Source organism: Pectobacterium carotovorum (assembly GCF_033898505.1).
In the GTDB taxonomy this organism is placed as follows: domain Bacteria; phylum Pseudomonadota; class Gammaproteobacteria; order Enterobacterales; family Enterobacteriaceae; genus Pectobacterium; species Pectobacterium carotovorum_J.
Window position 1 is genome coordinate 1 of record NZ_JAXAFK010000003.1, and the last position, 25593, is coordinate 25593.

The 25593-nt window shown below is 52.5% G+C and carries 25 protein-coding genes and 1 rRNA gene; 9 read left to right on the forward strand and 17 right to left on the reverse strand.

From position 1 onward, the window contains the following. Both R9X49_RS14645 and gmhB read right to left on the reverse strand, forming a co-directional pair. Nucleotides 1-192 (reverse strand): 16S ribosomal RNA (locus R9X49_RS14645); the annotation flags it as partial. Between the two features lie 379 nt (nucleotides 193-571). Beyond that, complete coding sequence (gene gmhB / locus R9X49_RS14650; protein WP_319849106.1) at nucleotides 572-1135, reverse strand: D-glycero-beta-D-manno-heptose 1,7-bisphosphate 7-phosphatase; 564 nt, start codon at nucleotides 1133-1135, stop codon at nucleotides 572-574. Nucleotides 1136-1316: 181 nt separating this feature from the next. On the opposite strand from gmhB, the gene metN reads away from it, so the two are divergent. From metN to proS, 6 genes are all read left to right on the forward strand, one after another. Next, nucleotides 1317-2348, forward strand: coding sequence for a methionine ABC transporter ATP-binding protein MetN (gene metN, locus R9X49_RS14655; protein ID WP_319849107.1), 1032 nt, complete (start codon nucleotides 1317-1319; stop codon nucleotides 2346-2348). Beyond that, on the forward strand, nucleotides 2341-2994 hold the full coding sequence (locus tag R9X49_RS14660) for a methionine ABC transporter permease MetI (RefSeq protein ID WP_039497700.1): 654 nt from the start codon (nucleotides 2341-2343) through the stop codon (nucleotides 2992-2994). The genes metN and R9X49_RS14660 overlap by 8 nt, the downstream gene beginning before the upstream one ends. Before the next feature lie 63 nt (nucleotides 2995-3057). Continuing rightward, on the forward strand, nucleotides 3058-3873 hold the full coding sequence (locus R9X49_RS14665) for a MetQ/NlpA family lipoprotein (RefSeq protein WP_010681578.1): 816 nt from the start codon (nucleotides 3058-3060) through the stop codon (nucleotides 3871-3873). A 244-nt stretch (nucleotides 3874-4117) separates the two neighbouring features. Then, on the forward strand, nucleotides 4118-4528 hold the full coding sequence (gene rcsF, locus R9X49_RS14670) for an Rcs stress response system protein RcsF (protein WP_039497702.1): 411 nt from the start codon (nucleotides 4118-4120) through the stop codon (nucleotides 4526-4528). Continuing rightward, a complete protein-coding gene (gene tsaA / locus R9X49_RS14675; RefSeq protein ID WP_319849108.1) occupies nucleotides 4525-5241 on the forward strand; it encodes a tRNA (N6-threonylcarbamoyladenosine(37)-N6)-methyltransferase TrmO in 717 nt (238 codons plus the stop codon). Before rcsF ends, tsaA begins: the two co-directional genes overlap by 4 nt. A gap of 145 nt (nucleotides 5242-5386) precedes the next feature. Continuing rightward, the gene (gene proS / locus R9X49_RS14680; RefSeq protein ID WP_319849109.1) at nucleotides 5387-7105 is read left to right on the forward strand and encodes a proline--tRNA ligase; all 1719 of its coding nucleotides are present in this window, start codon (nucleotides 5387-5389) and stop codon (nucleotides 7103-7105) included. Nucleotides 7106-7210: 105 nt separating this feature from the next. Here proS and rpoS read toward each other — a convergent pair whose 3' ends face one another. The 7 genes from rpoS to ftsB all read right to left on the reverse strand — a co-directional run bounded on the left by rpoS (nucleotide 7211) and on the right by ftsB (nucleotide 13217). Next, nucleotides 7211-8203 (reverse strand): RNA polymerase sigma factor RpoS, encoded by a 993-nt coding sequence (rpoS, locus tag R9X49_RS14685; protein WP_015841494.1) that lies wholly within the window; start codon nucleotides 8201-8203, stop codon nucleotides 7211-7213. 53 nt (nucleotides 8204-8256) lie between these two features. Then, complete coding sequence (nlpD, locus tag R9X49_RS14690) at nucleotides 8257-9279, reverse strand: murein hydrolase activator NlpD (protein WP_319849110.1); 1023 nt, start codon at nucleotides 9277-9279, stop codon at nucleotides 8257-8259. Nucleotides 9280-9686: 407 nt separating this feature from the next. Continuing rightward, nucleotides 9687-10313, reverse strand: coding sequence for a protein-L-isoaspartate(D-aspartate) O-methyltransferase (locus R9X49_RS14695; protein ID WP_319849111.1), 627 nt, complete (start codon nucleotides 10311-10313; stop codon nucleotides 9687-9689). 136 nt (nucleotides 10314-10449) lie between these two features. Next, nucleotides 10450-11496, reverse strand: coding sequence for a tRNA pseudouridine(13) synthase TruD (gene truD, locus R9X49_RS14700; protein WP_319849112.1), 1047 nt, complete (start codon nucleotides 11494-11496; stop codon nucleotides 10450-10452). A gap of 117 nt (nucleotides 11497-11613) precedes the next feature. Continuing rightward, complete coding sequence (gene ispF, locus R9X49_RS14705) at nucleotides 11614-12111, reverse strand: 2-C-methyl-D-erythritol 2,4-cyclodiphosphate synthase (RefSeq protein ID WP_319849113.1); 498 nt, start codon at nucleotides 12109-12111, stop codon at nucleotides 11614-11616. A gap of 53 nt (nucleotides 12112-12164) precedes the next feature. Then, nucleotides 12165-12878, reverse strand: coding sequence for a 2-C-methyl-D-erythritol 4-phosphate cytidylyltransferase (ispD, locus tag R9X49_RS14710; protein WP_319849114.1), 714 nt, complete (start codon nucleotides 12876-12878; stop codon nucleotides 12165-12167). A gap of 3 nt (nucleotides 12879-12881) precedes the next feature. Beyond that, on the reverse strand, nucleotides 12882-13217 hold the full coding sequence (gene ftsB / locus R9X49_RS14715; RefSeq protein WP_319849115.1) for a cell division protein FtsB: 336 nt from the start codon (nucleotides 13215-13217) through the stop codon (nucleotides 12882-12884). A 353-nt stretch (nucleotides 13218-13570) separates the two neighbouring features. Here ftsB and R9X49_RS14720 point away from each other — a divergent pair, with 353 nt between their 5' ends. The 3 genes from R9X49_RS14720 to R9X49_RS14730 all read left to right on the forward strand — a co-directional run bounded on the left by R9X49_RS14720 (nucleotide 13571) and on the right by R9X49_RS14730 (nucleotide 15962). Continuing rightward, on the forward strand, nucleotides 13571-14356 hold the full coding sequence (locus R9X49_RS14720) for a basic amino acid ABC transporter substrate-binding protein (RefSeq protein WP_319849116.1): 786 nt from the start codon (nucleotides 13571-13573) through the stop codon (nucleotides 14354-14356). A gap of 132 nt (nucleotides 14357-14488) precedes the next feature. After that, a complete protein-coding gene (locus R9X49_RS14725; protein ID WP_319849118.1) occupies nucleotides 14489-15253 on the forward strand; it encodes an amino acid ABC transporter permease in 765 nt (254 codons plus the stop codon). Further along, nucleotides 15240-15962, forward strand: a complete 723-nt coding sequence (locus tag R9X49_RS14730; protein WP_319849540.1) for an amino acid ABC transporter ATP-binding protein — start codon at nucleotides 15240-15242, stop codon at nucleotides 15960-15962. Before R9X49_RS14725 ends, R9X49_RS14730 begins: the two co-directional genes overlap by 14 nt. Nucleotides 15963-16018: 56 nt before the next feature. Here R9X49_RS14730 and R9X49_RS14735 read toward each other — a convergent pair whose 3' ends face one another. The 8 genes from R9X49_RS14735 to cysJ all read right to left on the reverse strand — a co-directional run bounded on the left by R9X49_RS14735 (nucleotide 16019) and on the right by cysJ (nucleotide 25370). Continuing rightward, the gene (locus R9X49_RS14735) at nucleotides 16019-16351 is read right to left on the reverse strand and encodes a DUF3561 family protein (protein ID WP_413775894.1); all 333 of its coding nucleotides are present in this window, start codon (nucleotides 16349-16351) and stop codon (nucleotides 16019-16021) included. Between the two features lie 58 nt (nucleotides 16352-16409). Then, nucleotides 16410-17090: an adenylyl-sulfate kinase gene (gene cysC, locus R9X49_RS14740; protein ID WP_319849119.1), complete on the reverse strand. Its 681-nt coding sequence runs from the start codon at nucleotides 17088-17090 to the stop codon at nucleotides 16410-16412. Then, nucleotides 17029-18519: a sulfate adenylyltransferase subunit CysN gene (cysN, locus tag R9X49_RS14745; protein WP_319849120.1), complete on the reverse strand. Its 1491-nt coding sequence runs from the start codon at nucleotides 18517-18519 to the stop codon at nucleotides 17029-17031. The genes cysC and cysN overlap by 62 nt, the downstream gene beginning before the upstream one ends. Before the next feature lie 11 nt (nucleotides 18520-18530). Next, the gene (cysD, locus tag R9X49_RS14750; RefSeq protein ID WP_319849121.1) at nucleotides 18531-19439 is read right to left on the reverse strand and encodes a sulfate adenylyltransferase subunit CysD; all 909 of its coding nucleotides are present in this window, start codon (nucleotides 19437-19439) and stop codon (nucleotides 18531-18533) included. 9 nt (nucleotides 19440-19448) lie between these two features. Further along, nucleotides 19449-20891, reverse strand: coding sequence for a siroheme synthase CysG (cysG, locus tag R9X49_RS14755; RefSeq protein WP_319849122.1), 1443 nt, complete (start codon nucleotides 20889-20891; stop codon nucleotides 19449-19451). A gap of 169 nt (nucleotides 20892-21060) precedes the next feature. Beyond that, nucleotides 21061-21795 (reverse strand): phosphoadenylyl-sulfate reductase, encoded by a 735-nt coding sequence (locus tag R9X49_RS14760; protein ID WP_319849123.1) that lies wholly within the window; start codon nucleotides 21793-21795, stop codon nucleotides 21061-21063. Between the two features lie 12 nt (nucleotides 21796-21807). Next, nucleotides 21808-23541 carry an assimilatory sulfite reductase (NADPH) hemoprotein subunit gene (cysI, locus tag R9X49_RS14765; protein ID WP_319849124.1) on the reverse strand — a complete coding sequence of 578 codons (1734 nt, stop codon included), beginning with the start codon at nucleotides 23539-23541 and terminating at the stop codon, nucleotides 21808-21810. Next, the gene (gene cysJ, locus R9X49_RS14770) at nucleotides 23541-25370 is read right to left on the reverse strand and encodes an NADPH-dependent assimilatory sulfite reductase flavoprotein subunit (protein WP_319849125.1); all 1830 of its coding nucleotides are present in this window, start codon (nucleotides 25368-25370) and stop codon (nucleotides 23541-23543) included. Before cysJ ends, cysI begins: the two co-directional genes overlap by 1 nt. Between the last annotated feature and the right edge of the window lie 223 nt (nucleotides 25371-25593).

The window sequence follows — 25593 nt, forward strand, 5'->3', positions numbered from 1 at the left end:
TCTTGCGAGGTTATGCGGTATTAGCTACCGTTTCCAGTAGTTATCCCCCTCCATCAGGCAGTTTCCCAGACATTACTCACCCGTCCGCCGCTCGTCACCCAAGGAGCAAGCTCCTCTGTGCTACCGCTCGACTTGCATGTGTTAGGCCTGCCGCCAGCGTTCAATCTGAGCCATGATCAAACTCTTCAATTTAAGATTTGTTTGATTTGCTGAACTCGTCAGCGATGCTCAAAGAATTAAAACTGTTTATTCGTAATGAATTTACTGTTGTTCACTCTTCAAGACTTTTTATATCGTTAAGATACGGTCTTGTGAGTGCCCACACAGATTGTCTGATTAAATTGTTAAAGAGCAGTGCGTTGTGGCCTTAACCACTTCGCGAGGTGGCGTATATTACGCTTTTCACCTTCAGAGTCAACGCTTATTTTAAAGCGTTTTCTCTTTCTTTACCGACCCGGTTGTGAATCACAGCGCCGTGTCGATGGAGGCGCATTATAGGCAGCCGATTCAGAAGCGCAAGCAAATCTAGTAAACTTTTTTCTGTTTGCGCATCTTTCATTCGTTCCGCTGATTAAGTGCGCGTTTTTATCCATTTTGGCAGGTCTGCAAGACTTTCCAACACGCTATCAGCCAGCATTTCGCCTTGTTCGGTGACAGGTTTGCCCGAGCGAACCAACAGTTTGGTTCCTACCCCTGCGCCAATTGCAGCCTGCATATCCTCTAATTTGTCACCCACCATATAAGACGCCGCCATATCAATGTGCAGATCGCGTTGTGCAGAAAGCAACATGCCTGGCTCAGGCTTTCGGCAATCACAAGTCTGGCGGTACTCATCTTTCCCAGCTTCAGGGTGATGCGGACAAAAATAGATGCCATCCAGATCAATACCACGATCTGCCAGCGACCAGTCCATCCACTCTGTCAGTTGCATAAACTGATCTTCTGTAAACTTGCCACGGGCGATGCCGGACTGATTCGTCACCACAACCAGCGCAAACCCCATATTTTTCAACTCACGCATGGCATCGATGACGCCATCAATAAATTGAAAATGGTCAATGTCATGAACATAACCGTGATCGACATTGATCGTGCCGTCACGATCAAGAAAAATTGCTGGAACGCTTTGTGCCACTGACTTTGCTCCTGAATGGCCTAAATTACGCAGTAGTATCGCATGTTTTCGCCTATAGGGAGAATGCAGAGCCTTGACAATCCCGATTGACTTAGACGTCTAGACGCCCTAACATCCATTTCATCTTCTGTTAATACAGAAACGGATTTATCCAGCCATAGGCACTCACGATAAAAAACATATGATTGAACTTTCTAATATTACTAAGGTTTTTCAGCAAAACGGGCGGACCATTACCGCGCTTGCTGATGTCAGCCTTCATGTTCCTACCGGGCAAATCTATGGTGTTATCGGCGCATCGGGCGCAGGTAAAAGTACACTCATCCGCTGCGTCAATTTATTGGAGCGCCCGACAGAAGGGAAAGTGCTGGTTGATGGGCAAGAGCTGACCCAACTGTCGGATAGCCAGTTGACGCGCGCACGCCGCCAAATCGGCATGATTTTCCAACATTTCAACTTGCTCGCTTCACGTACCGTTTTTGGCAATATTGCGCTACCGCTGGAATTAGATAACACGCCAAAAGCTGACATTACCCGGCGGGTCAATGAATTGTTGGATTTGGTTGGGCTTGCAGATAAGCACGACGTGTATCCCGCCAATTTGTCCGGCGGACAAAAACAGCGTGTCGCCATTGCCCGTGCGTTGGCGAGCAATCCCAAAGTTCTGCTGTGTGACGAAGCAACCAGCGCGTTGGATCCAGCAACGACCCGGTCGATTCTTGAGTTACTGAAAGATATCAATCGCCGCCTCGGCCTAACCATTCTTCTTATTACACATGAAATGGATGTGGTGAAGCGTATTTGCGATCAGGTTGCGGTAATCAGCGATGGACGACTCATCGAGCAGGACACGGTCAGCGAAGTCTTTTCACATCCGAAAACGCCGCTGGCACAAAAATTCATTCAGTCCACGCTGCACCTGGACATCCCTGACGATTACCTCATCCGTCTGTCCCCCGACTATCGCCCAGATACCACGCCGTTATTACGGATGGAATTTACCGGCAAATCGGTAGATGCCCCGCTGCTCTCCGAGGTTGCTCGACGCTTTAACGTCAACAACAACATTATCAGTGCCCAGATGGATTATGCCGGTGGCGTCAAGTTCGGCATCATGCTGGCAGAAATGCACGGCAACGATGCGGATATTAAAGCCGCAATCCAATTCCTGCAGGAAAGTCACGTTACAATTGAGGTTCTGGGTTATGTCTGAAGCAATGATGTGGTTAATGGCTAAGGGAATATGGGAAACCGTCGCAATGACGTTCGTTTCTGGTTTCTTTGGCTTTGTGCTTGGCTTACCCGTGGGAGTCTTATTGTATACCACGCGTCCGGGGCAGATTATCGCCAATCCAAAGCTCTACCGGACCGTTTCTGCACTGGTAAATATTTTCCGCTCGATTCCATTCATTATTTTGCTGGTATGGATGATTCCTTTTACTCGCATGATTGTTGGAACCTCTATTGGCCTGCAAGCGGCGATCGTTCCTCTCACCGTCGGTGCCGCACCGTTTATTGCCCGCATGGTGGAAAACGCGCTGCTTGAAATTCCGACTGGCCTGATTGAAGCAGCTCGTGCGATGGGTGCGACGCCGATGCAAATCGTCAGAAAGATACTCCTGCCAGAAGCATTACCGGGCCTTATTAATGCCGCAACCATCACGCTAATCACGCTCGTAGGCTATTCTGCTATGGGTGGAGCCGTGGGTGCAGGCGGCTTAGGACAAATTGGTTATCAGTATGGTTATATTGGTTATAACGCGACGGTCATGAATACGGTATTAATATTACTGGTTGTTTTGGTTTACCTGATTCAATTCTGCGGCGACAGGGCAGTAAAAGCTGTCACACACAAGTAATCACCACAATACGCATTTGCCTGAAGGCATCTGCCAAGAAAATAGTTAATTAGGGGTAAGGATATGGCGATTAAACTGAAATCTATTGCGACCATTGGCGCACTTATTGGTGCTCTGGCGCTAGCGGGATGTGGTCAGGAAGAAAAGAATCCTAATCACATTAAAGTCGGCGTTATTGTTGGCGCAGAACAGCAGGTTGCTGAAGTCGCGCAGAAAGTGGCAAAAGACAAATACGGCCTGGACGTTGAATTGGTCACATTTAACGACTACGTGTTGCCAAATGAAGCCCTGAGCAAAGGCGACATCGATCTGAATGCCTTCCAGCACAAGCCTTATCTGGACCAGCAAATTAAAGATCGTGGCTACAAACTGGTTTCTGTCGGCAACAGCTTTGTCTACCCGATTGCTGGTTACTCCAAAAAAATCAAATCGCTGAATGAACTGCAAGACGGCGCTCAAGTTGCGCTGCCAAACGACCCGACCAACCTGGGCCGTTCCCTGCTGCTGCTGCAAAAAGTCGGCTTGATTAAACTGAAAGACAACGTTGGTCTGCTGCCAACCGTACTGGATGTCACTGAAAACCCGAAAAACATCAAACTGGTTGAACTGGAAGCACCACAGCTGCCACGTTCTTTAGATGACGCGCAAATCGCACTGGCTGTAATCAACACCACTTACGCTAGCCAGATTAACCTGACGCCAACTAAAGATGGCCTGTTTGTTGAAGAGAAAGATTCTCCGTATGTGAACCTGCTGGTTTCACGCGAAGATAACAAAGACGCTGAAAACGTGAAGAAATTCGTTCAGGCCTATCAGTCTGATGAAGTGAACGACGCAGCAAATAAAATCTTTAATGGCGGCGCGGTGAAAGGCTGGTAATCCAGCAATTATACGCTAAATAATTCAAGTTTTCAGTAAGGCGGCAAGGGAAGGAATCCCGATGAGCTTACTCAAGTAAGTGATTCGGGTGAGTGAACGCAGCCAACGCACATGCAACTTGAAGTATGACGTGTATACGCGTTTAATTAAAAGATATCTGTAAGACGGGCTACGGCCCGTCTTGTTATTTATGCAATTGCTTGCTTCAATACTCGCTCTTTGAGAAAAAGCAGAGGAATCCTTAATGCGTGCTGTTCCCTTTATATTGTTGGCCATGTCGCTGACAGGCTGTTCTTTATTTCAGAAGCCACCGGCACCGGCTCCTCAACCTGTTATTGAAACCAAAACCGCAGAACCCGCGCCTAAACCGAAGCCAGTCGCTCGCCCGACTCCAGCGGTGTTATATAAAAGTGCAGAAGAATTGGTGGGTAAACCTTTCCGCGACATGGGCGAAGTGTCAGGCTCTTCATGCCAGGTCAGCGCTCAGGATTCCCCCCCTAACGCAGCAAATGCACGTAAAAGAATGCAAAACCGCGCCACGGCCATGAAAGCCAATGCGGTTTTGCTGCATGAATGCCAAACCGTCAGTGGTGTAGCGGGTTGCTACAGTCAGGTCGTTTGCCAGGGCACCGCGCTGAAAGTCTCTGCACAATGAGTCAATTTGTTTTCAATCAGATCGGGATTATCCGCTCTCCGTATAAAGAAAAATTTGCCATTCCGCGGCAGCCGGGTCTAATTGAAGATGGAGGCGGAGAACTTCAGCTATTGCCGCCATACAATCAGGCGGAATGTGTGCGAGGGCTGGAGGAGTTCAGCCATATTTGGGTATTGTTCATCTTTCATCAAACGATGGAAGGCGGCTGGCGTCCGACAGTTCGGCCACCGCGTCTGGGGGGAAACACACGGACGGGCGTTTTCGCTACGCGTTCTACTTTCCGCCCCAACCCTGTTGGTATGTCGCTGGTTGAATTAAAAGGGATTCGAGTAAAAGGCGATGCCATTACACTCGAATTAGGCAGCCTCGATCTGGTCGATGGCACACCAGTCATCGATATCAAACCTTACCTGCCTTTTGCAGAAAGCCATCCTCAGGCGCGAGCTGGTTTTGCCCAAATGGCACCTGATGCGGCAATGCCGGTGCTTTTTTCGCCCCTTGCGGAAAACCAGATAGCCCAGCATCAAAAGAAATATCCCCAGTTAAAACGTTTTATCTCACAGGTATTAGCGCAAGATCCACGTCCGGCCTACCGCAAAGGTGAAAGCACCACGCGGGAATACGCCGTTTTACTGCTGGAATTCAATGTGCGCTGGCGCGTCTGCGGAGAACAAACCGAAGTGCTAAGCCTCGACTCGTCAAACGCGTGTTAACACATTAACCACAGCAATATATTCTAAAATTGTTCCTGCTCTCTTTTGACGCGCCGTCCGCGCTGGTAAACTAAGCCACTTTTTATGTGCTTTCGGCTGCGCGGCAGCCCTATGCTATTTGTCGTTCTAACGGAACTAAAACCCCATGCGTACTAGCCAATACATGCTCTCCACACTCAAGGAGACGCCAGCCGATGCAGAAGTCATCAGTCATCAGTTGATGCTCCGGGCAGGAATGATTCGTAAACTGGCCTCTGGCCTTTACACCTGGTTGCCGACCGGTTTACGTGTTTTGAGAAAAGTTGAAAACATCGTGCGCGAAGAGATGAACAACGCTGGCGCGATTGAAGTGTCCATGCCCGTTGTTCAACCTGCCGATTTATGGGTAGAGAGTGGACGTTGGGATCAATATGGCCCAGAGCTGTTGCGCTTTGTCGATCGTGGCGAGCGCCCTTTCGTACTCGGCCCAACACATGAAGAAGTCATTACTGACCTGATTCGTAATGAAATCAGCTCCTACAAGCAGCTGCCGCTGAATTTCTTCCAGATTCAAACCAAATTCCGCGATGAAGTTCGTCCGCGTTTTGGCGTGATGCGCTCGCGTGAATTCCTGATGAAAGACGCCTACTCTTTCCACACTTCTCAGGAATCATTGCAAGTTACCTACGACGCGATGTACGCCGCTTACAGCCAGATTTTCAGCCGTATGGATCTGGATTTCAGAGCCGTTCAGGCGGATACCGGCTCTATCGGCGGTAACGCATCCCATGAGTTTCAGGTACTGGCTGCCAGCGGTGAAGACGATATCGTTTTCTCAACGGAATCCGACTACGCGGCAAACATTGAACTGGCAGAAGCGGTTGCACCGAAGCTAGGCCGCGCAGAAGCGACGGAAGAGCTGCGTCTGGTTGACACACCGAATGCCAAGACCATCGCCGAGCTGGTTGAGCAGTTTAAGCTGCCGGTAGAGAAAACCGTGAAAACGCTGCTGGTTAAAGCGACGGAAGAAAGTGGCCATAAACTGGTTGCGCTGCTGGTTCGTGGCGATCACGAACTGAATGAAATCAAAGCAGAGAAGATTGCTCAGGTAGCCAGCCCGCTGACATTCGCAACGGAAGAAGAAATTCGTGCCACCATCGGCGCAGGCCCGGGCTCGCTGGGTCCAGTCAAGCTGTCGATTCCAGTCGTTGTCGATCGCACCGTTGCAGCCATGAGCGATTTCGGCGCTGGCGCGAACATTGATGGCAAACACTATTTTGGCATCAACTGGGAGCGTGACGTTGCGCTGCCACAGGTTGCGGATATCCGTAACGTGGTTGAAGGCGACATCAGTCCAGACGGTAAAGGCGCACTGCAAATTAAACGCGGTATCGAAGTGGGCCATATCTTCCAACTGGGCAGCAAGTATTCTGAAGCGCTGAAAGCGACGGTTCAAGGTGAGGACGGTCGTAACCAGACGCTGACGATGGGTTGCTACGGTATTGGTGTAACGCGCGTTGTCGCGGCGGCGATTGAGCAGAATCATGACGAACGCGGCATCATCTGGCCAGACGCGATTGCACCTTTCCACGTTGCTATTCTGCCAATGAACATGCACAAGTCTTTCCGCGTGAAGGAAGTCGCTGAGGATATCTACCAGCAGTTGCGCGCTAAAGGCATTGAAGTTCTGCTTGATGACCGCAAAGAGCGTCCGGGCGTGATGTTCGCCGATATGGAACTGATTGGCGTGCCGCACACCATCGTCATTGGCGATCGCAATCTGGATAGCGAAGAGATTGAATATAAGCATCGCCGGGTTGGTGAAAAGCAGATGATTAAAACCAGCGAAATCGTCGATTTCCTGCTGGCAAATATCGTCCGCTAATCGCTGCCAGACCGCCCTTTCGCAGGAAAGGGCAAATGCAGACATAAAAAAATGGTGGGTTTCCCCACCATTTTTTATTTCAAGACTTCAGTAACTTATCGCGAATTATTCACGAAACAGTTCTTCAATGCTCAACCCCTGAACCTGCAAAATTTCCCGCAGGCGGCGTAAGCCTTCAACCTGAATCTGACGAACACGTTCACGCGTTAAGCCAATTTCACGACCGACATCTTCCAGCGTAGCCGCTTCATACCCTAGCAGGCCGAAACGACGCGCCAACACCTCACGCTGCTTGGCGTTAAGCTCAAACAGCCATTTAACGATATTCTGTTTCATATCGTTATCCTGAGTGGTGTCTTCAGGTCCGTTGTCTTTTTCGTCTGCCAGAATATCCAGCAGCGCTTTTTCCGAATCACCGCCCAGCGGGGTATCGACGGAAGTAATACGTTCATTCAGGCGCAGCATGCGGTTGACGTCATCAACGGGCTTATCAAGCTGTTCGGCAATTTCTTCCGCACTCGGCTCGTGATCCAGTTTGTGAGACAGTTCGCGCGCGGTGCGCAGATAAACGTTGAGTTCTTTGACGATGTGAATCGGCAAGCGGATGGTACGGGTTTGATTCATGATCGCCCGTTCTATCGTCTGTCGAATCCACCAGGTTGCGTAGGTTGAAAAACGGAATCCTCTTTCTGGATCGAATTTTTCAACCGCACGGATCAGGCCGAGGTTCCCCTCTTCAATCAGATCCAGCAGCGCCAGACCACGATTGTTGTAACGGCGGGCAATTTTCACCACCAACCGCAGATTACTCTCAATCATCCGGCGGCGCGATGGAACATCGCCACGCAACGCACGCCGGGCAAAATAAACTTCTTCTTCTGCGGTCAAAAGCGGCGAATAGCCGATTTCACCTAAATAGAGCTGTGTTGCGTCCAGGACACGCTGTGGGACCCCTTGCGATAACAGCTCGTCTTCCGCCGAGTCATTATCATTGGTATCTTCCTCTGCCAGCGCCTTATCGTCAAAAACGTCAAGTCCATTCTCGTCGAAATCGGTATCTTCATGTAACTCGTTAACTTTCAGCGTACTTTGGCTCATAAGTGGCTCCTACCCGTGATCCCTTGGCAGAATACCGAAATACTCTGCCCGATTTATCGCTGCGGCAGAAAACGCAGCGGGTTTACGGATTTCCCCTTGTAACGAATTTCAAAGTGCAAGCGAACTGAGCTGGTGCCCGTACTGCCCATCGTAGCGATTTTTTGTCCTGCCGTGACATCTTGTTGCTCACGGACTAGCATCGTATCGTTATGGGCATAGGCACTGAGGTAGTCATCATTATGCTTGATGATTATCAGATTTCCGTAACCACGTAGCGCGTTACCCGCGTACACCACGCGCCCACTGGCGGTTGCGGTGATCGGTTGCCCACGTGAGCCGGCGATATCAATCCCTTTATTTCCCCCTTCGGAATCGGAGAAACTATCTATGACTTTCCCATCGGTAGGCCAACGCCAACTGCCGACAGCAGCCGTATTGCTGCTGGCAACAGCCGCTGGTGCGGAAACAGGAGCGGTTGTCGTTGCCCCTGCCGTAGGTAACATCTTACCTACATTCTGTTTACCCTGATTACCAGAATACGCATTAGTTGACTGAGAATCAACCGATGTAGTTTGTATTTGAGCACTTGATGGCGGTGTTGGTACACCACCTCGGGTGGCATCGGTTGTTGCCAGCATACCACCACCGCTCGTCAAGCCACCGCCCGAAGCGTTGTTGCCGGCTCCGTTGCCTAAATTCAGTGATTGCCCCACATTCAGGCTGTATGGTTCAGGAATATTGTTGCGCTGCGCCAGATCCCGGTAATCATTGCCGGTAATCCAGGCAATATAAAACAGGGTATCGCCACGTTTAACGGTGTAGGAATTGCCGCCGCTGTAGCTGCCTTTCGGAATATTACCGTAGCTGCGGTTATAAACGATCCGACCATCGGACGTCGTTGCCACACTTTCACTCGTCGTTGAAATACGCGATGGTGGCGCAGATAACATTCCCCCTCGGCTGCCCGTATTTCCGTCAACGCTGCTGATCGGTGCGGATTTGGAATTATTGTTGGTACATCCAGCCAATCCTAAGACAATCACCGTACAAGCAGCAATGTGACGCAAATTCATCATTCGGCTTCCCATGCGCCTTACTCCCCTATAACTATAACGTTCAAAAAAATAGCGTTCAAAAAAGTGTCGATAACATTCAAGAAACAGTAATACTCAGAACCCAATTCGGACATGTTTGCCTCGCATCTGCTGCCGTTTTACTGGCTGTAGCCCAACTGCCCATTGCGTAGTTACTGCCGTTGCATAGTTACTGCCGTTGCGTAATTGATTGTAGCGTAAACGATCTCCGCTCATGTATTCGTTAATTGGAACGAGAAAGATCGCTACTTCACCATCGCTGGCGCATAAGCAAAACGGGAAAGGCACCACGATGATTAGAGGCTAACAATATCAACAAGTTCGCACTATAAAACAGTTGTGTTGAAATTTTAAAGACTTAACAACAAATGCACACCAACGCCACGGTATCAGGCTAATTCCCCTTTGACCAGAGGAACAAACCGAACAGCTTCAACCGTTTGAATAATAAACTCATCGGCATGGCGCTGTACAACTTGCAGTATTTGCGACTGTTCCCCGACGGGCAACACCATTACGCCGCCTTCATCTAACTGTTCCAGCAGCGCACGGGGAATTTCCGGTGGCGCCGCGGTAACGATAATGGCATCAAACGGCCCACGCGACGCCCAGCCCTGCCATCCATCGCCATGGCGGGTAGAAACATTGTGCAAATCCAGCTGCTTTAAGCGGCGCTTAGCCTGCCATTGCAGCCCCTTGATGCGCTCCACCGAGCAAACGTGTCGCACCAGATGCGCTAAAATCGCCGTTTGATACCCCGAACCCGTACCAATTTCCAACACGCGAGATACCGGCGTCAGGCTGAGCAGCTCCGTCATTTTCGCGACCATATAGGGCTGCGAGATAGTCTGACCGGAACCAATAGGCAGAGCGGTGTTTTCATACGCTTTATGTTCAAAAGCTTCATCAACAAAACGTTCTCTGGGTACGGCTTCTATCGCCTTCAGCAGACGTTCGTCCTGAATGCCCTGCTGGCGCAGCTGCGCCAACAACGTTTCTATACGCTTGTTTACCATTCCCCGCCGACCTCAGCTCTGGTTAACCTCGTCACCAATACAGCAATTTTCCCGCACAAGGGCCAGCTAACCGCCGCGACCGCACCGTTGCTGGCATGTATTCTCTCAACTATTTTCTGCAAAAAGTCGTAACACATCAGACACCGATATCGGCATCCTGATATGAATGCAGTAATTCACGTACCACGCTGGTCGCAAAACTGCCCGCAGGTAGCCAGAATGTCACTTCCACGGTCGCGTCGTCCTGCCATTCCCAGTGCATCTGTTGCGGATACAGCAGTATCGCACGCCGGGCCGATTCAACCCGTTCACGCTTGACCAACGACCACAGCGTTTCTTGTCCCGCCAAAGCCTGCTCTTCAAATGCCCGCGCCTCATCCTGCGTACCCAGCTCACCATCACCGGGCAGCGGCGCGGTAATCTGGAGTTCACCAGCATCAAGGCGCGTCTGTAAGGCTTCCAGTTCGTCAGGCTTAGCAACAAACCAGCTGCCGCGTCCTGTCAACTGCAATGCGTCACCAGACAAAACGCTTTTCGCCTGCTCTCCCGCCAGTCTTGCACTAGCAACCTGATTAAACATCGCACTGCGGCTGGCGGAAAGATAAAAACTACGTTTATTACGTTCTTTTACCCGAATTTCGTTATTCGCCCAAAGACGAGCCTGCTCAAGATTATTTCCGTTGCGTCCGAAACGCTGGCTGCCGAAATAATTAGGAACGCCGTTCGCGGCAATCAGCGTCAAACGAGCATCAACCTCGCGTCGATCGCTGACCTGACGCAGCACCAGAGTAAAATAGTTACCCCGCAGCGTACCGATGCGCAGTTTGCGACGGTGGCGAGCAAATTCCAGCACCTCACAGCCTTCAAGCGCCAGCGAGGAGAAATCCGGCGTATCCTTGCCCGGCATATGCAGACAGAACCACTGTTCGGTGACAGCATGACGATCTTTCAGGCCCGCATAACTCACAGCACGTAGCGGCAAGCGAGCGAATTTCGCCAGCATTTCGGCCACAAATTGCGTATTGCAGCCGCGCTTGCGCACGCGCAACAGAACATGTTCACCGTCGCCGTCTGGCTGAAATCCCAGATCTTCGACGACGACAAAATCTTCCGCAGCGGACTTCAATGAGCCGGTAGCCTGTGGTTCGCCGTGCAACCAAACGAGTTGTTCGCTATTTTCCATCATTATCCTACAAGGTCATGACCGGATGACGCGCAGCCATGACATTGTTTCTTATACTGTTAATTTTCTATGATTGATAAGATCTTGCTGACAAGACATTGATTACAAAAAAACGGCTTACCACGCGACGATTTCGCCCGTTCCTTTTTTCACCAGCAAAGCAACGGCTTCGCAGGCAATGCCTTCACCACGACCGGTAAACCCAAGCTGCTCTGTCGTGGTGGCTTTCACATTGACGTCATCCATGTGGCACAGCAAATCTTCTGCCAGATTCACGCGCATTTGCGGAATATGCGGTGCCATTTTCGGTGCCTGCGCAATAATCGTAACGTCCAGATTTCCTAACTGATAGCCTTTTTCGTTGATACGACGCCAGGCTTCACGCAGCAAACCACGGCTGTCCGCACCTTTAAACGCCGGATCGGTATCAGGAAACAGCTTGCCAATGTCGCCCAGCGCAGCGGCGCCCAACAGGGCATCTGTCACCGCATGCAGCACCACATCCCCATCGGAATGCGCCAGCAGGCCCTGAATATAAGGAATTCGCACGCCACCGATCACCAACGGACCTTCTCCACCGAACTTATGGACATCAAAACCGTGACCGATACGCATCGCGCATTCTCCTTATATGTATTTAACGAATAAATTTAGCGAATAAAATGAGGTTACTGCAAACTGGTTAAATAGAATTCGGCTAATGCCAAATCCTCTGGACGAGTCACTTTGATATTATCCGAACGTCCGCTGATAATTTGCGGGCGATAGCCACAATATTCCAACGCGGAGGCTTCATCTGTGACGGCAACGCCATCCTGAAGCGCCCGTTGCAGGCACTGTTTCAACAGCGCCGCGGGAAAGAGCTGCGGCGTCAGCGCATGCCACAAATCGTTACGTTCTACCGTGCGATCGATAAACCCATCCGTGCTGCACTTCATGGTATCACGAACCGGGGCGGCCAAAATTCCACCAACATCACTCTGCTCAACAATCGCCAGCAGGCGCGTCAGATCGTCCTGATGCAGACACGGACGCGCCGCGTCATGCACCAGCGCCCACGCGCTATCCGCAACGGCGGACAGCCCAGCCAGCACGGAATCAGCACGCTGCCGTCCGCCCGTAACGGCAAAAATACGGGGGTCGTTAGCAATCGCCAGAGTATGAAAAAATGCGTCATCAGGGCTAATAACGACAACGACACGCTGCACGCGTGGATGGCGTAAAAGCGCGTCGATGGTGTGTTCAAGAATGGTTTTATGGCCGGTTGCGTCATTACCAATCGTCAGATACTGCTTAGGACGATCGTTTTGCATTCTGCTGCCGTTACCCGCGGCGGGCAAAACGGCAACAATATCAGGCGGGGAGAGGCTCGGTGTCTGCATGCGTCAACGTTGTGTATTGTTGGATGGAGAAGGATTAGATGAAGTCGTATTCGCGTTACGGTGGTTCGATTCCGGTACCAGACGATAGAAGCTTTCACCGGGTTTGATCATACCCAGTTCATTGCGTGCGCGCTCTTCAATCGCTTCCTGTCCGCCATTGAGATCGTCAATTTCGGCAAACAGTTGTTCGTTACGGTCTTTTAATTTGGCGTTGTTCCCCTGCTGGACAACAACATCATCCTTCACCCGAACATAATCATGAATGCCATTCTTGCCCAACCACAGTGAGTACTGAAGCCAGCCAAGCAATATCAATAATAACAGCGTAAGCTTTCCCATCCCGCCCCCTGAAAAACCGCCTAATCATCCCATAACTTTTGTTTCGACTCCACTGTGTCCGGCAGTGGAAGGCAAGATTCACCTTGTCACGTCCCTAAATGGGGATATTTCGGGCAGGAATTCGCACCAAGCCAGCCACCAAATCACATTCGCGCCATCTATGCATTATCTTCTCGTTATCTTCGCGCTTTCTGCCGTCTCCCACGTTGCCAGAAAACGCAACCCCATAGGAAATAGCGGGATAAAACCGGCCATAGGAAAACGTCAGTTGAACCATTAATGCTATCTGTGTATTTTTATGCATACAAAGTGCATAAAAAAAGAAAATTTTACGTTTAAACCAGGAGAAAACCATGTTCAAAAAACTGTTATTCGTTGGTGCGCTCTGCGCCACCGCACTATCCACGACCGTACTCTCCACCAGCGCCTTCGCCGCTGAGCCCACTTACGTGGTCGGCTCTGGTGGAACCTATCGCCCCTTTGAGTTTGAAAACGCACAAAAAGAGCTGGAAGGCTTTGATATTGATATTATTAAAGCGATCGCCAAGGCGGAGAATTTCAATATCAAACTGATCAATACGCCGTGGGAAGGTATCTTCGCGACCCTTAACTCCGGCGACCGCGACATTATCATCTCCGGCATCACGATTACCGATAAACGTAAGCAAATGGTCGATTTTTCCGCACCGTATTTCCCTGCAGAGCAGTCTATTGTGGTACCTAAAGGCTCGGCAATCGACTCGATTGCCGCATTGAAAGATCACAAAGTCGGCGTCGTGAACTCCAGTACCGCCGATATCGTGGTCTCTGACGTATTAGGGAAAAACAGTACATCGATTAAGCGCTTCGATAACACTCCGTTAATGTTACAAGAGCTGTATGAAGATGGCGTGGGTGCAGCGGTTGGCGATGTGGGCGTCGTGAAGTTTTACATTAAGACTCACCCTGAAAAACAGTTCAATCTGGTTTCCGACGCCAAATTCGAACGCCAGTATTTTGGGATCGCCGTGGCAAAAGGCAACGATCAACTGCGTGAGAAGATTAACGCCGGGTTGAAAAAAATCGTTGCCGATGGTACCTACGCCAAAATCTATCAGACCTGGTTTGATAACAACGTTCCGACCTTACCCGCAGAATAACGCCTGCAATACACTGCGAACCTCTCCTGGTCTCCATCGCCTCACGCGAGACGTCGCACCAACCGGGCAGCCAGCCTGTCCGGTTTAATTAAAAAAATCATCACGTTAGCCTATTTAAAAAAGGAAACGATCTTGACGGGATTTCGTTGGGAGATCATTCAGGAGTATGCCCCGCTATTTATGGAAGGCACCTGGATGACCATCAAATGCACCATTATCTGTGTCATTCTTGGCACCTGCTGGGGATTAACGCTGGGATTAGGCCGCGTAGCGCAAGCGCCGCACGGGCCGTGGAAATATATCCTGCACTACGGCGTTCAATGGCCGGTACGCATCTACATTAGCGCCTTTCGCGGTACGCCGCTGTTTGTACAAATCATGGTTGTGCACTTTGCTCTGGTACCACTGTTCATCAACCCGCGCGACGGGTTGCTGGTGACCAGCAATATCATGTCGGTCGATTTTGCCCGCACGCTACGCGCAGATTACGGCGCGTTCCTCTCCTGCATTGTGGCCATTACGCTGAATGCGGGTGCCTATGTCTCTGAGATATTCCGTGCGGGTATTCAGTCAATCGATCGCGGCCAGATGGAAGCATCCCGCTCGCTCGGCATGAGCTATGGCCGCACCATGCGGAAAGTCATCCTGCCACAGGCTTTTCGCCGAATGCTGCCGCCACTGGGCAACAACGCTATCGCGATTGTGAAAGATTCATCGCTGGCTTCGGCGATCGGATTGGCGGATCTCGCCTATGCCGCTCGCACGGTGTCAGGCGCTTACGCCACGTATTGGGAACCCTACCTGACGATTTCCATTGTCTATTGGGTTATTACTTTCCTGCTCTCTCTGCTGGTGCGGCACATGGAAACGAGGTTTGGCAAAAGTGATTCACGTTAACAATCTGCAAAAACAGTTTGGCGATACGCATGTCCTGCGTGGTATTTCCTGCGACATCGCGCCTCAGGAAGTGCTCTGCCTGATTGGCCCATCCGGTTCAGGAAAAAGTACCTTTTTGCGCTGTATCAATGCGCTGGAGACCCTGTCAGCAGGCGAGATTACGGTCAACGGCTTTGCCATTCACGATAAGAAAACCGATATCAATCGTATGCGCGAAAGCGTGGGTATGGTGTTCCAGCGCTTTAATCTGTTTCCACACATGACGGTGTTAGAAAATGTGATTATGGCACCGATGGATGTGAAAAAATTGCCCCGCGCTCAGGCCGTTGAACGCGCTAAAGTGTTGCTCAGTAAAGTCGGTTTGCTGGATAAAATTGATGCCTGGCCGAACAGCCTGTCTGGAGGTCAACAGCAGCGTGTTGCAATTGCCCGCGCGTTAGCAATGGAACCCAAGATCATGTTGTTTGATGAACCCACCTCGGCGCTGGACCCAGAACTGGTTGGCGAAGTGTTAGCGGTCATGAAAACGCTGGCAAATGAAGGCATGACCATGGTCATCGTGACTCATGAAATGGCCTTTGCCAGAGAAGTGGCTGATAGAGTGATCTTTATCGATCAGGGGATTATTCAGGAACAGGGGACGCCAGAGGCGATATTTACTCATCCGAGTAACCCGCGCACACAGGCTTTCCTAAGCAAGATACTGTAAATACTCGATAAACTGTAAAACCAAGGCTGTCAGCCTCTTCTACGCTGACAGCTTTTTTACCACCCCGTCAGAAAAGAAAATACCAGCCAGAACAGGCAGATCACCGTCAGTCCCGTCGCAAAAAGCGTATAAAAAATATAGCCTCTCAGCAGAAAGCTAAACCCGACGCCAACCAGCACCGAAAACGGCATCAGCGCCAGAAAGAACGGCCAGGTGTAGAGCATGAAGAAAAACGTGGTATTGGAGCCGTATACCAGAAAGGGGATGCTAAAGGCCAACCAATAGAAGGAGAACCCCGTCACCGCCCCCATAAACAGGTAGGAAACGCCGTCATCCTCTTCTTGCGCTGGCCGAGTCTTGCTAATCGTTAACTGCGTGGCATTTTGCATAATCTTTCCCATTCTTCCCCAGCATCACCCAACAGCGCGGTGAAAAAAAGCGGGGGTGTCAGAGCTTGATAATAGCTCGCTTGCCAAGCAGATCTAACAATTGGCCTGTCAAATTTGTTACTAATTGTTCACCATCCAGATGACTATCGGGCGCTTCCGGGGCTTCATACGCCGAGTCGATCCCGGTGAAATTACGCAACTCTCCCGCGCGGGCTTTTTTATACAACCCCTTAGGATCGCGCGCTTCACAGGTCGCTAACGGCGTATCGACGAAGACTTCAATGAACTGCCCTTCGCCCAGTAAATCCTGCACCATTTTGCGCTCGGCGCGGTGCGGCGAGATAAACGCGGTCAGGACCACCAGACCGGCATCCACCATCAGTTTGGCGACTTCACCCACGCGGCGAATGTTCTCGCGCCGATCGTCGTCGGTGAAGCCCAAATCCCGGCACAAACCGTGCCGGACGTTGTCGCCATCCAGCAGATAAGTGCTGACGCCGCGAGCGTGTAGCGCCTGCTCCAGCGCCCCCGCCAGCGTGGATTTACCGGAACCTGACAGCCCGGTAAACCAGATAACCACGCCCTGATGACCATGCAACTTCTCGCGCGACTCACGGGTGACATCGTGCGCATGCCAGACGACATTCTCGTCAGTCGGTTCATCGCGTAAAGACACGTTATTTGCCTCCCAGCAGGTCGCGCGCGCCCCAATGCGGGAAGTGGCGACGAACCAGCGCATTCAGTTCCAGCTCAAACGCGCTGTACGCGCCCGGCTCCTGATACACCTGCTCGATAGGTTCCCGTACCAGACCCGCGCCTACCGTGACATTACTCAGACGATCGATAAAGATCATCCCGCCCGTCACCGCGTTGTGCTGATAGTTGTCCAGCACCAGCGGCTCATCAAAAATCAGCTCAACCGAACCGATGCCATTCAGCGGCAGGTTCTCCGCGACGCGCTGCGTCAGCGTATTAATCTCAACCTGATACTGAATATTCTCGACCCGGGCACGCGTTTTCTTACCACCAATCTTGATGTCATAGCTCTGTCCCGGCACCAGCGGCTGTTCCGCCATCCAGACCACATCCACCAACGCATGCTGCACTGCTTTCAGCGATTCACCGCTATCGACCAGCAGGTCACCGCGGCTGATGTCAATCTCATCCGCCAGCACCAGCGTAATGGCTTCACCTGCCTGCGCCTGCGGTAAATCACCGTCAAAGGTCACAATACGGCTGACAGTGGATTCTACGCCGGACGGCAGCACCTTAACCCGCTGCCCAACGCGGATAATGCCAGATGCCAGCGTGCCCGCGTAGCCACGGAAATCCAGATTCGGGCGGTTGACGTATTGCACCGGGAAACGCATCGGCTGTTCCAGCGTGCGCTGCGCTACGTTGACCGTTTCCAGCACGTCCAGCAGCGTTGGGCCGGTATACCAACTCATCGTCGTGCTTGGCGTGGCGACATTGTCGCCATCCAGCGCGGAAATCGGCACAAAGGTGATATTCAGGTCGGCAGGCAGTTGCTGGGCAAAATCCAGATAGTCCTGCTTAAACTGCTCAAATACCGTTTGCTGATAATCCACTAAGTCCATTTTGTTCACCGCCACCACCAGATCGCGAATCCCCAGCAGGGTCGCAATAAAGCTGTGACGACGGGTTTGATCCAATACGCCTTTGCGGGCGTCAATCAGCAGAATCGCCAGCTCGCAGGTTGATGCGCCAGTCGCCATGTTGCGGGTGTACTGCTCATGTCCCGGCGTGTCGGCGATAATAAACTTGCGCTTTTCCGTCGAAAAATAGCGGTAGGCCACGTCAATCGTGATGCCCTGTTCACGCTCGGCCTGAAGCCCATCGACCAGCAGTGCCAGATCCAGCTTTTCACCCTGCGTCCCAAGACGCTTGCTGTCATTGTGTAGCGTGCTGAGCTGATCTTCATAAATCTGGCGCGTATCGTGCAGCAAACGGCCGATCAGTGTACTTTTTCCATCGTCGACGCTGCCGCAGGTCAGGAAACGCAGCAGCGTTTTATCCTGCTGTGCGTGTAAATACGCTTCCACACCGCCCTGCTCGGCGATCTGCTGTGCCATTGCATTGTTGATAGCACTGGCATCTTTCTCAGCTGCATTTTCTGCAACGGTGTCTTTTAAAGAAATTTGGCTCATTCGACGATTCCTCAGAAATACCCTTGACGCTTTTTCAGCTCCATTGAACCGGCCTGATCGCGGTCAATCACCCTTCCCTGACGCTCACTGGTGGTGGAAACCAGCATCTCTTCGATGATTTCCGGCAGCGTCTGCGCATGCGATGCCACCGCGCCCGTCAGCGGCCAGCAGCCCAGCGTGCGGAAACGTACCATGCGTTGTTCGATGACTTCACCCGGTTGCAGGTCGATACGATCGTCATCCACCATCAGCAGCATGCCATCGCGTTCCAACACCGGACGCGGGGCGGCCAGATAGAGTGGAACAATCTCGATGTTTTCCAGATAGATGTATTGCCAGATATCCAGTTCGGTCCAGTTAGAAAGCGGGAAAACGCGGATGCTCTCGCCCTTGTTAATTTGGCCGTTGTAGTTATGCCACAGCTCCGGGCGCTGGTTCTTCGGATCCCAACGGTGGAAACGGTCACGGAAGGAGTAAATACGCTCTTTGGCACGCGACTTCTCTTCATCGCGACGTGCCCCGCCAAACGCGGCATCAAAACCGTATTTATCCAGCGCCTGCTTCAGCCCTTCGGTTTTCATGATGTCGGTATGCTTGGCACTGCCGTGTACGAAAGGGTTAATCCCCAACGCTTCGCCCTGCGGGTTGCGGTGCACCAGCAGTTCACAGCCGTAGGCCTTCGCCGTCCGGTCACGAAATTCGTACATTTCACGAAATTTCCAGCCGGTATCAACGTGCAGCAGCGGGAAAGGCAGCGAACCCGGATAGAACGCCTTGCGCGCCAGATGCAGCATCACCGAAGAGTCTTTACCGATGGAGTACATCATCACCGGGTTACTGAACTCGGCCGCCACTTCGCGGATGATGTGAATGCTTTCGGCTTCAAGCTGCCGTAAATGCGTGAGTCGTTTCTCGTCCATACCCTTTCCTTAAGCCAAGTTTACTACCGCTGGGCGGCTGTCTTGCGGCACCGTCGGCGTTGTCTGACCAAACCAGGCAATCTGATGGTGTAAATCCACCACCTCGCCAATTACCAGCAGCGCCGGGGTCGGCGCTTGCCGTGCCAAATGTTCTAACTCTTGCAGCGTGCCGATTTGCACCTGCTGATCGTGTCGAGTGCCGCGGCTGATTACCGCGACAGGGGTCTGTGATGAGCGGCCATGCGCGATAAGCTGCTGTGCAATCTCTGCGGCCTTCATCGTTCCCATATAAATCGCCAGTGTCTGACGCCCACGTGCCAGCGTTGACCAGTCCAGCTCGTCGCCATCCGGGCGACAGTGACCGGTAATAAAAAGCACGCTTTGTGCGTAGTCACGGTGCGTCAGCGGAATCCCCGCATACGCCGTGACGCCCGCCGCAGCCGTCACACCGGGCACCACCTGAAACGTGATGCCAGACTGCGCCACCGCCTGCAACTCTTCGCCGCCGCGGCCAAAAATAAAGGGATCGCCACCTTTCAGGCGCACAACCCGCTTACCTTCCTGCGCCAGCGTCACCAATAGCTGATTAATCTCATCCTGCGGGAGCGAATGCGCACTGGCACGTTTTCCGACGCAGATGCGTTCGGCATCGCGGCGCACCAGATCCAGCACGTCGGGGCTGACCAGATGGTCATACAGCACCACGTCCGCCTGCTGCATCACCTGCAACCCTCGCAGCGTCAGCAATCCGGCATCGCCGGGGCCTGCGCCAACCAGTGCGACTTCACCGCGTGCCGCCGCTGGCTGCTGTTGTTCCTCTTGCTGAAGCGTAAGCTGCTGTTGCAATTCATCTTCGGCCTGCGCCAGTTGACCGGCGGACACCAGAGACGCAAAACGTCCGACAAACAGCCGCTCCCAAAAGCGACGGCGTGCCGGCATCGAATGCAGTCGGGTTTTAATGCTGTCGCGCCAGCTTCCGGCGATATCCGCCATCGTGCCCAGACTGGTCGGCAGTAAGGATTCCAGCTTTTCACGCAGCAGACGCGCCAGCACCGGTGCCTTACCGCCCGAGGAAATGGCGACGACCAGCGGAGAGCGATCGACAATCGAGGGGAAAATAAACGAGCACTTCGGCTGATCGTCCACCACGTTCACCAGCAAATGACGCTGATTGGCCGCCTCAAACACCGCCGCGTTCAGCTCGGCATCATCCGTAGCGGCAATAACCAGAAACACGCCGGATAGCAACTCTGGCGTAAACGTCTGCGCCAGCCATTCAACCTGCCCGACCTGATGCTGCACAGCCAACGGTTCAGCCAGCGCCTGCGCGACGATTTTTACCTCCGCACCCGCGCGTTGCAGTAGATCGATTTTGCGCGTCGCAACCTCGCCGCCGCCGACAACCAGTACCGGACGCTGACGAAGATCGGCAAATAAAGGGAGATAGTTCACAATCGCCTTAACTAAGCAAAAAAGTAGATAATGCGACTATACGGTGCGGATAGAACACTTATGAAATGCCGAATTGGAATGACAAGTTCCGTAATGGAATAACAATACGTTCACAAGCGTTATTCAGGCGATAAAAAACCGGGCGATGCCCGGTTTCTGTTTACCCTTCTTACCCTTCGTGCAGCCCACACTCGCGTTTCAGGCCGAAGAAGCGGGTTTCCTCTTCGCTCATGCCTGGTTCCCATTTGCGCGTAGTGTGCGTATCGCCGACCGACAAATAGCCTTGATCCCATAGCGGATGGTAGCTCAGGCCATTTTCTTTCAGATACTGGTACACCGTCCGGTTATCCCAGTCGATAATCGGCAAGAATTTAAATACGCCGCGCTGAATCGCCAGCACCGGTAATTCTCCCCGGCTGCCGGACTGCTCGCGGCGCAGGCCAGCAAACCACGTTTTCGCCTTTAACTCGCTCAGCGCCCGATTCATCGGCTCGACTTTATTCAGTTGGTTGTAGCGCTCAATGCCTTCCACGCCCTGCTCCCACAGCTTACCGTAGCGCGCCTCTTGCCAGGCCGCGGATTCAGCAGCGCGATAAACTTGCAGATTCAGCTTCAGCTGTTCCGTCAGCGCATCAATAAACTGATAGGTTTCAGGAAACAGATAGCCGGTATCCGTGAGGATAACCGGAATATCCGGCCGCTGCTGCGTCACCAGATGCAGCGATACCGCAGCCTGAATGCCGAAGCTGGACGACAAAACATAGTCGCCCGGCAGATTCTCCAACGCCCAGCTCACTCTTTCCTGCGCAGATAGCTGTTCAAGCTGACCATTCACGACAGCCAGCGCTGCCGCCTGCTCCGCTTTCGGTAACGCGTTGAGCGCCTCAAGGTTAAATTCGGCCATCAGGCTCTCCTGTCAGTCATAAAAATCGCGGGCGGGATCCAGCACCGGTTTAATGATATTGGTGCGAATGGTGAAATCACCGAAGCATTCATTCGGCTGGCGATCCTGCGCCCACAGCCCAATAAGCCGATCAATTTCCGCCAGGATCTCGGTTTCATTAATGTTCTCGCGATACATACGAGGAATACGTGTCCCTTCGCGATTCCCACCGAGGTGCAGGTTATAACGCCCTACCGCTTTGCCCACCAGACCGATTTCCGCCAGCATCGCACGGCCGCAGCCGTTCGGGCAGCCCGTGACGCGCAGAACAATGTGTTCATCACCCACACCGTGCTGCTGCATGATGTCTTCCACTTTCGTGACAAACTCCGGCAGGAAACGCTCAGCTTCCGCCATCGCCAGCGGACAGGTTGGGAACGACACGCAGGCCATCGAGTTCTTGCGCTGCTCGCTGACGCCGTCATCAATCAAACCGTGTTCACGCGCCAGCGCATCGATCTTCGCTTTGCTACGCGCAGGAACACCCGCGATGATCAAATTCTGGTTTGCCGTTAAGCGGAAATCCCCTTTGTGGATTTTAGCGATTTCCGCCAGACCCGTTTTCAGCGGACGGCCCGGATAATCCAGAATACGGCCATTTTCGATAAACAGCGTCAGATGCCATTTATTGTCGATGCCTTTTACCCAGCCGATACGATCGCCACGTCCGGTGAATTCATAAGGACGCACCGCTTCAAATTTCACACCGGCACGCGCTTCCACTTCCTGCTTGAAGTTGTCTACACCCACACGTTCCAGCGTGTATTTGGTCTTCGCGTTTTTACGGTTGGTACGATTGCCCCAATCACGCTGCGTCGTCACTACCGCTTCGGCAATCGCCAGCGTATGCTCAATGGAAATGTAGCCCAGCTCACTGGCCGTGCGCGGATAGGTTTCTTTGTCGCCATGCGCGATAGAAAGCCCACCGCCCACCAGCACGTTGAAGCCCACCAGACGGCCATTATCGGCAATCGCAATAAAATTGAGATCGTTCGCATGCAGATCCACATCATTCTGTGGCGGGATCACGACCGTGGTTTTGAACTTACGCGGCAGATACGTCGAACCCAGAATCGGCTCTTCATCCGTCGTCGCCACCTTTTCCTGATCCATCCAGATCTCGGCATAGGCGCGCGTCCGTGGCAGCAAATGTTCAGAGATCTTTTTCGCCCACTCATACGCCTGCTGATGCAGTTCGGACTCGATCGGGTTAGACGTACACAGCACGTTACGGTTCATATCGTTCGCCGTCGCCAGCGCATCCAGACCAATGCTGTTCAGCATCTGGTGTACCGGCTTCACGTTCGATTTGAGAATACCGTGATACTGGAACGTCTGGCGGTTCGTGATACGAATGCTGCCATATATCGTGCTTTCGCCAGCAAATTTATCGATCCGCAACCACTGCTCCGGCGTCATCACGCCCCCGGGCAGACGGCAGCGGAGCAGCATCGCATGGCGCGGTTCCAGCTTCTGCTCGGCACGCTCGGCGCGAATATCACGGTCATCCTGCTGATACATACCGTGGAAACGGATCAGCAGAAAATTGTCGCCTTTGAAGCCGCCAGTCAGACCATCGTTCAGGTCTTCAGCAATTGTGCCACGCAGGAAGTTACTTTCTGTCTTCATGCGTTCAGCATCAGTGAGCTTCCCTTCTACCACCAGAGGGCCAGGGTGTTTTTCACTGAAAACGTATTTTTCGCTCATTAGTACACATCTCGCTGATAACGGCGCTCAAGGCGCAGATCGCTTAAAAACTCATCGGCCTGTTCACTGTCCATGCCGCCATGCTCAACTATCACGTCCAGCAGTGCCCGCTCGACGTCTTTCGCCATACGGTTGGCATCACCACACACATACAGATGCGCACCGTCCTGAATCCAGCGCCAGACTTCCGCGCCTTTTTCCCGCAGTTTGTCCTGCACATAGACCTTGTGCGCCTGATCGCGCGACCAGGCCAGATCGATGTTGGTCAGCAGACCATCTTTAACGTAGCGCTGCCATTCAACCTGATACAGAAAATCTTCCGTGAAGTGTGGGTTACCAAAGAATAGCCAGTTTTTCCCTTCTGCCCCTTCGGCATCGCGTTGTTGCATAAAGGCGCGGAACGGCGCAATCCCGGTGCCCGGCCCAATCATGATGACCGGCGTGTCAGAATTGGCAGGCAGACGGAAGTTATCGTTGTGTTCGATGAAGACGCGGATTTCATCATCTTCGCTCAGTCGGTCAGCCAGATAGCTGGAGGCACCACCGGCACGCTCACGACCTTCATATTCGTAGCGCACCACGCCAACGGTGATATGCACTTCGCTTTCGACTTCTGCCTGCGAGGAAGCAATAGAGTAAAGACGCGGCGTCAACGGACGCAACAGGCCCAGCAGTTGCTCCGCCGTCAGCTCAGCCGGCGCCTGTCGCACCATATCCACCAGCGGCGTGCGCTGTGCAAACTGCTGAAGCGCAGGCTTATCAGCCAGCAACGACAACAGCGTTTCATTACGCGACAGTGCCGCATATTTCTCGACGATCGGCGCGGTGTTCTGCGTCAGCTCGAAGTGGCTTTTCAGCGCCTGCGATAATGGCAGCGTCTTGCCGTCAACGCTGACGGACTCGTCGCCTTTCAGCCACAGCAGTTCCAGCAATTCCTGAACCAGCGCAGGATCGTTATCGAACCACACGCCCAGCGCATCTCCCGGCTGGTAACGCAAACCGGAATCGCCCAGATCGATCTCGATATGGCGAACATCCTTTTCGGAGTTACGTCCGGTGACTTTCTGATTTACGGCAAACGTGGCATGCAGCGGTGAGGATTTGCTGTACGGGCTACTGGTAATTTCATCCAGTGCACCCTGAGCGGCAATCTGCGCGACGGCTTCGCCTTGAACCGGCACCCGCGCCTGCAAAATATCGACCAGTTGGCGTCGCCATTGTTCGGCAAGCGTCTGATAATCCACATCGGCATCCACACGATCCAGCAGACGTTCAGCGCCTAACTCAGCCAGACGGCTATCGAAATCCTTACCCGCCTTGCTGAAGAATTCGTAAGACGTATCACCCAGACCAAACACGGCAAACGCGGTGTCTTTCATCTCTGGGGCTTTTTTGGACAACAGGAACTTATGCAGCGCGACCGCCTCTTCCGGCGGCTCCCCTTCTCCCTGCGTCGAGGCCACGATCAGCAGCAGTTTTTCCTGTCCGATTTGCTTGAATTTGTAATCACCCGCATTGACCAGATTAACGGACAACTTGGCCGCCAGCAGATCGTCACGCAGCTGTTCCGCAACCCGGCGCGCATTGCCGGTCTGTGAAGCGGAGATCAGTGTGATCGTTTGTACTGGCACCGTGACTGCGGCGGCTGTCGTTGCCGTGGCAGTTATCGCCCCCGGCTGCACGTTCCCAGGCTGCTGTACCAGCCCCCAGAAATAGCCGGATAGCCAGGCCAGCTGCGTCGATGAGAAATCACCGGTTGCCGCCTGTAAACGCGTTAATTGCTCCGCACTCAGCGGAAGCAATGAAGTGGGGGAAACCGGAGTAGTCATTGTGATTTCTGTTTCCTTGTGCCTGTGCTGTTAGCCAACGACGCTAATACAAAAACATGCAATAAAAAGATGGATGGAGGATAAGGGTAACGATCTGCATCTTAACAATTAAAGAAATGATGGAAATATTAAATAACCAAAATGACTAAATGGTTTTTCTGATAGTCCTTATTGCTTAAAGTGTTATAGCCGATGGCATGCGCCTTTTATGAGGATATCGGTA

Coding starts and splice junctions, on each gene's coding strand:
- metN (WP_319849107.1), top strand. CDS start 1,317: ATGATTGAACTTTCTAATATTACTAAGGTTTTTCAGCAAAACGGGCGG.
- R9X49_RS14660 (WP_039497700.1), top strand. CDS start 2,341: ATGTCTGAAGCAATGATGTGGTTAATGGCTAAGGGAATATGGGAAACC.
- R9X49_RS14665 (WP_010681578.1), top strand. CDS start 3,058: ATGGCGATTAAACTGAAATCTATTGCGACCATTGGCGCACTTATTGGT.
- rcsF (WP_039497702.1), top strand. CDS start 4,118: ATGCGTGCTGTTCCCTTTATATTGTTGGCCATGTCGCTGACAGGCTGT.
- tsaA (WP_319849108.1), top strand. CDS start 4,525: ATGAGTCAATTTGTTTTCAATCAGATCGGGATTATCCGCTCTCCGTAT.
- proS (WP_319849109.1), top strand. CDS start 5,387: ATGCGTACTAGCCAATACATGCTCTCCACACTCAAGGAGACGCCAGCC.
- rpoS (WP_015841494.1), bottom strand. CDS start 8,203: ATGAGCCAAAGTACGCTGAAAGTTAACGAGTTACATGAAGATACCGAT.
- nlpD (WP_319849110.1), bottom strand. CDS start 9,279: ATGATGAATTTGCGTCACATTGCTGCTTGTACGGTGATTGTCTTAGGA.
- R9X49_RS14695 (WP_319849111.1), bottom strand. CDS start 10,313: ATGGTAAACAAGCGTATAGAAACGTTGTTGGCGCAGCTGCGCCAGCAG.
- truD (WP_319849112.1), bottom strand. CDS start 11,496: ATGGAAAATAGCGAACAACTCGTTTGGTTGCACGGCGAACCACAGGCT.
- ispF (WP_319849113.1), bottom strand. CDS start 12,111: ATGCGTATCGGTCACGGTTTTGATGTCCATAAGTTCGGTGGAGAAGGT.
- ispD (WP_319849114.1), bottom strand. CDS start 12,878: ATGCAGACACCGAGCCTCTCCCCGCCTGATATTGTTGCCGTTTTGCCC.
- ftsB (WP_319849115.1), bottom strand. CDS start 13,217: ATGGGAAAGCTTACGCTGTTATTATTGATATTGCTTGGCTGGCTTCAG.
- R9X49_RS14720 (WP_319849116.1), top strand. CDS start 13,571: ATGTTCAAAAAACTGTTATTCGTTGGTGCGCTCTGCGCCACCGCACTA.
- R9X49_RS14735 (WP_413775894.1), bottom strand. CDS start 16,351: ATGCAAAATGCCACGCAGTTAACGATTAGCAAGACTCGGCCAGCGCAA.
- cysC (WP_319849119.1), bottom strand. CDS start 17,090: ATGCGCTGGTTCGTCGCCACTTCCCGCATTGGGGCGCGCGCGACCTGC.
- cysN (WP_319849120.1), bottom strand. CDS start 18,519: ATGAGCCAAATTTCTTTAAAAGACACCGTTGCAGAAAATGCAGCTGAG.
- cysD (WP_319849121.1), bottom strand. CDS start 19,439: ATGGACGAGAAACGACTCACGCATTTACGGCAGCTTGAAGCCGAAAGC.
- R9X49_RS14760 (WP_319849123.1), bottom strand. CDS start 21,795: ATGGCCGAATTTAACCTTGAGGCGCTCAACGCGTTACCGAAAGCGGAG.
- cysI (WP_319849124.1), bottom strand. CDS start 23,541: ATGAGCGAAAAATACGTTTTCAGTGAAAAACACCCTGGCCCTCTGGTG.
- cysJ (WP_319849125.1), bottom strand. CDS start 25,370: ATGACTACTCCGGTTTCCCCCACTTCATTGCTTCCGCTGAGTGCGGAG.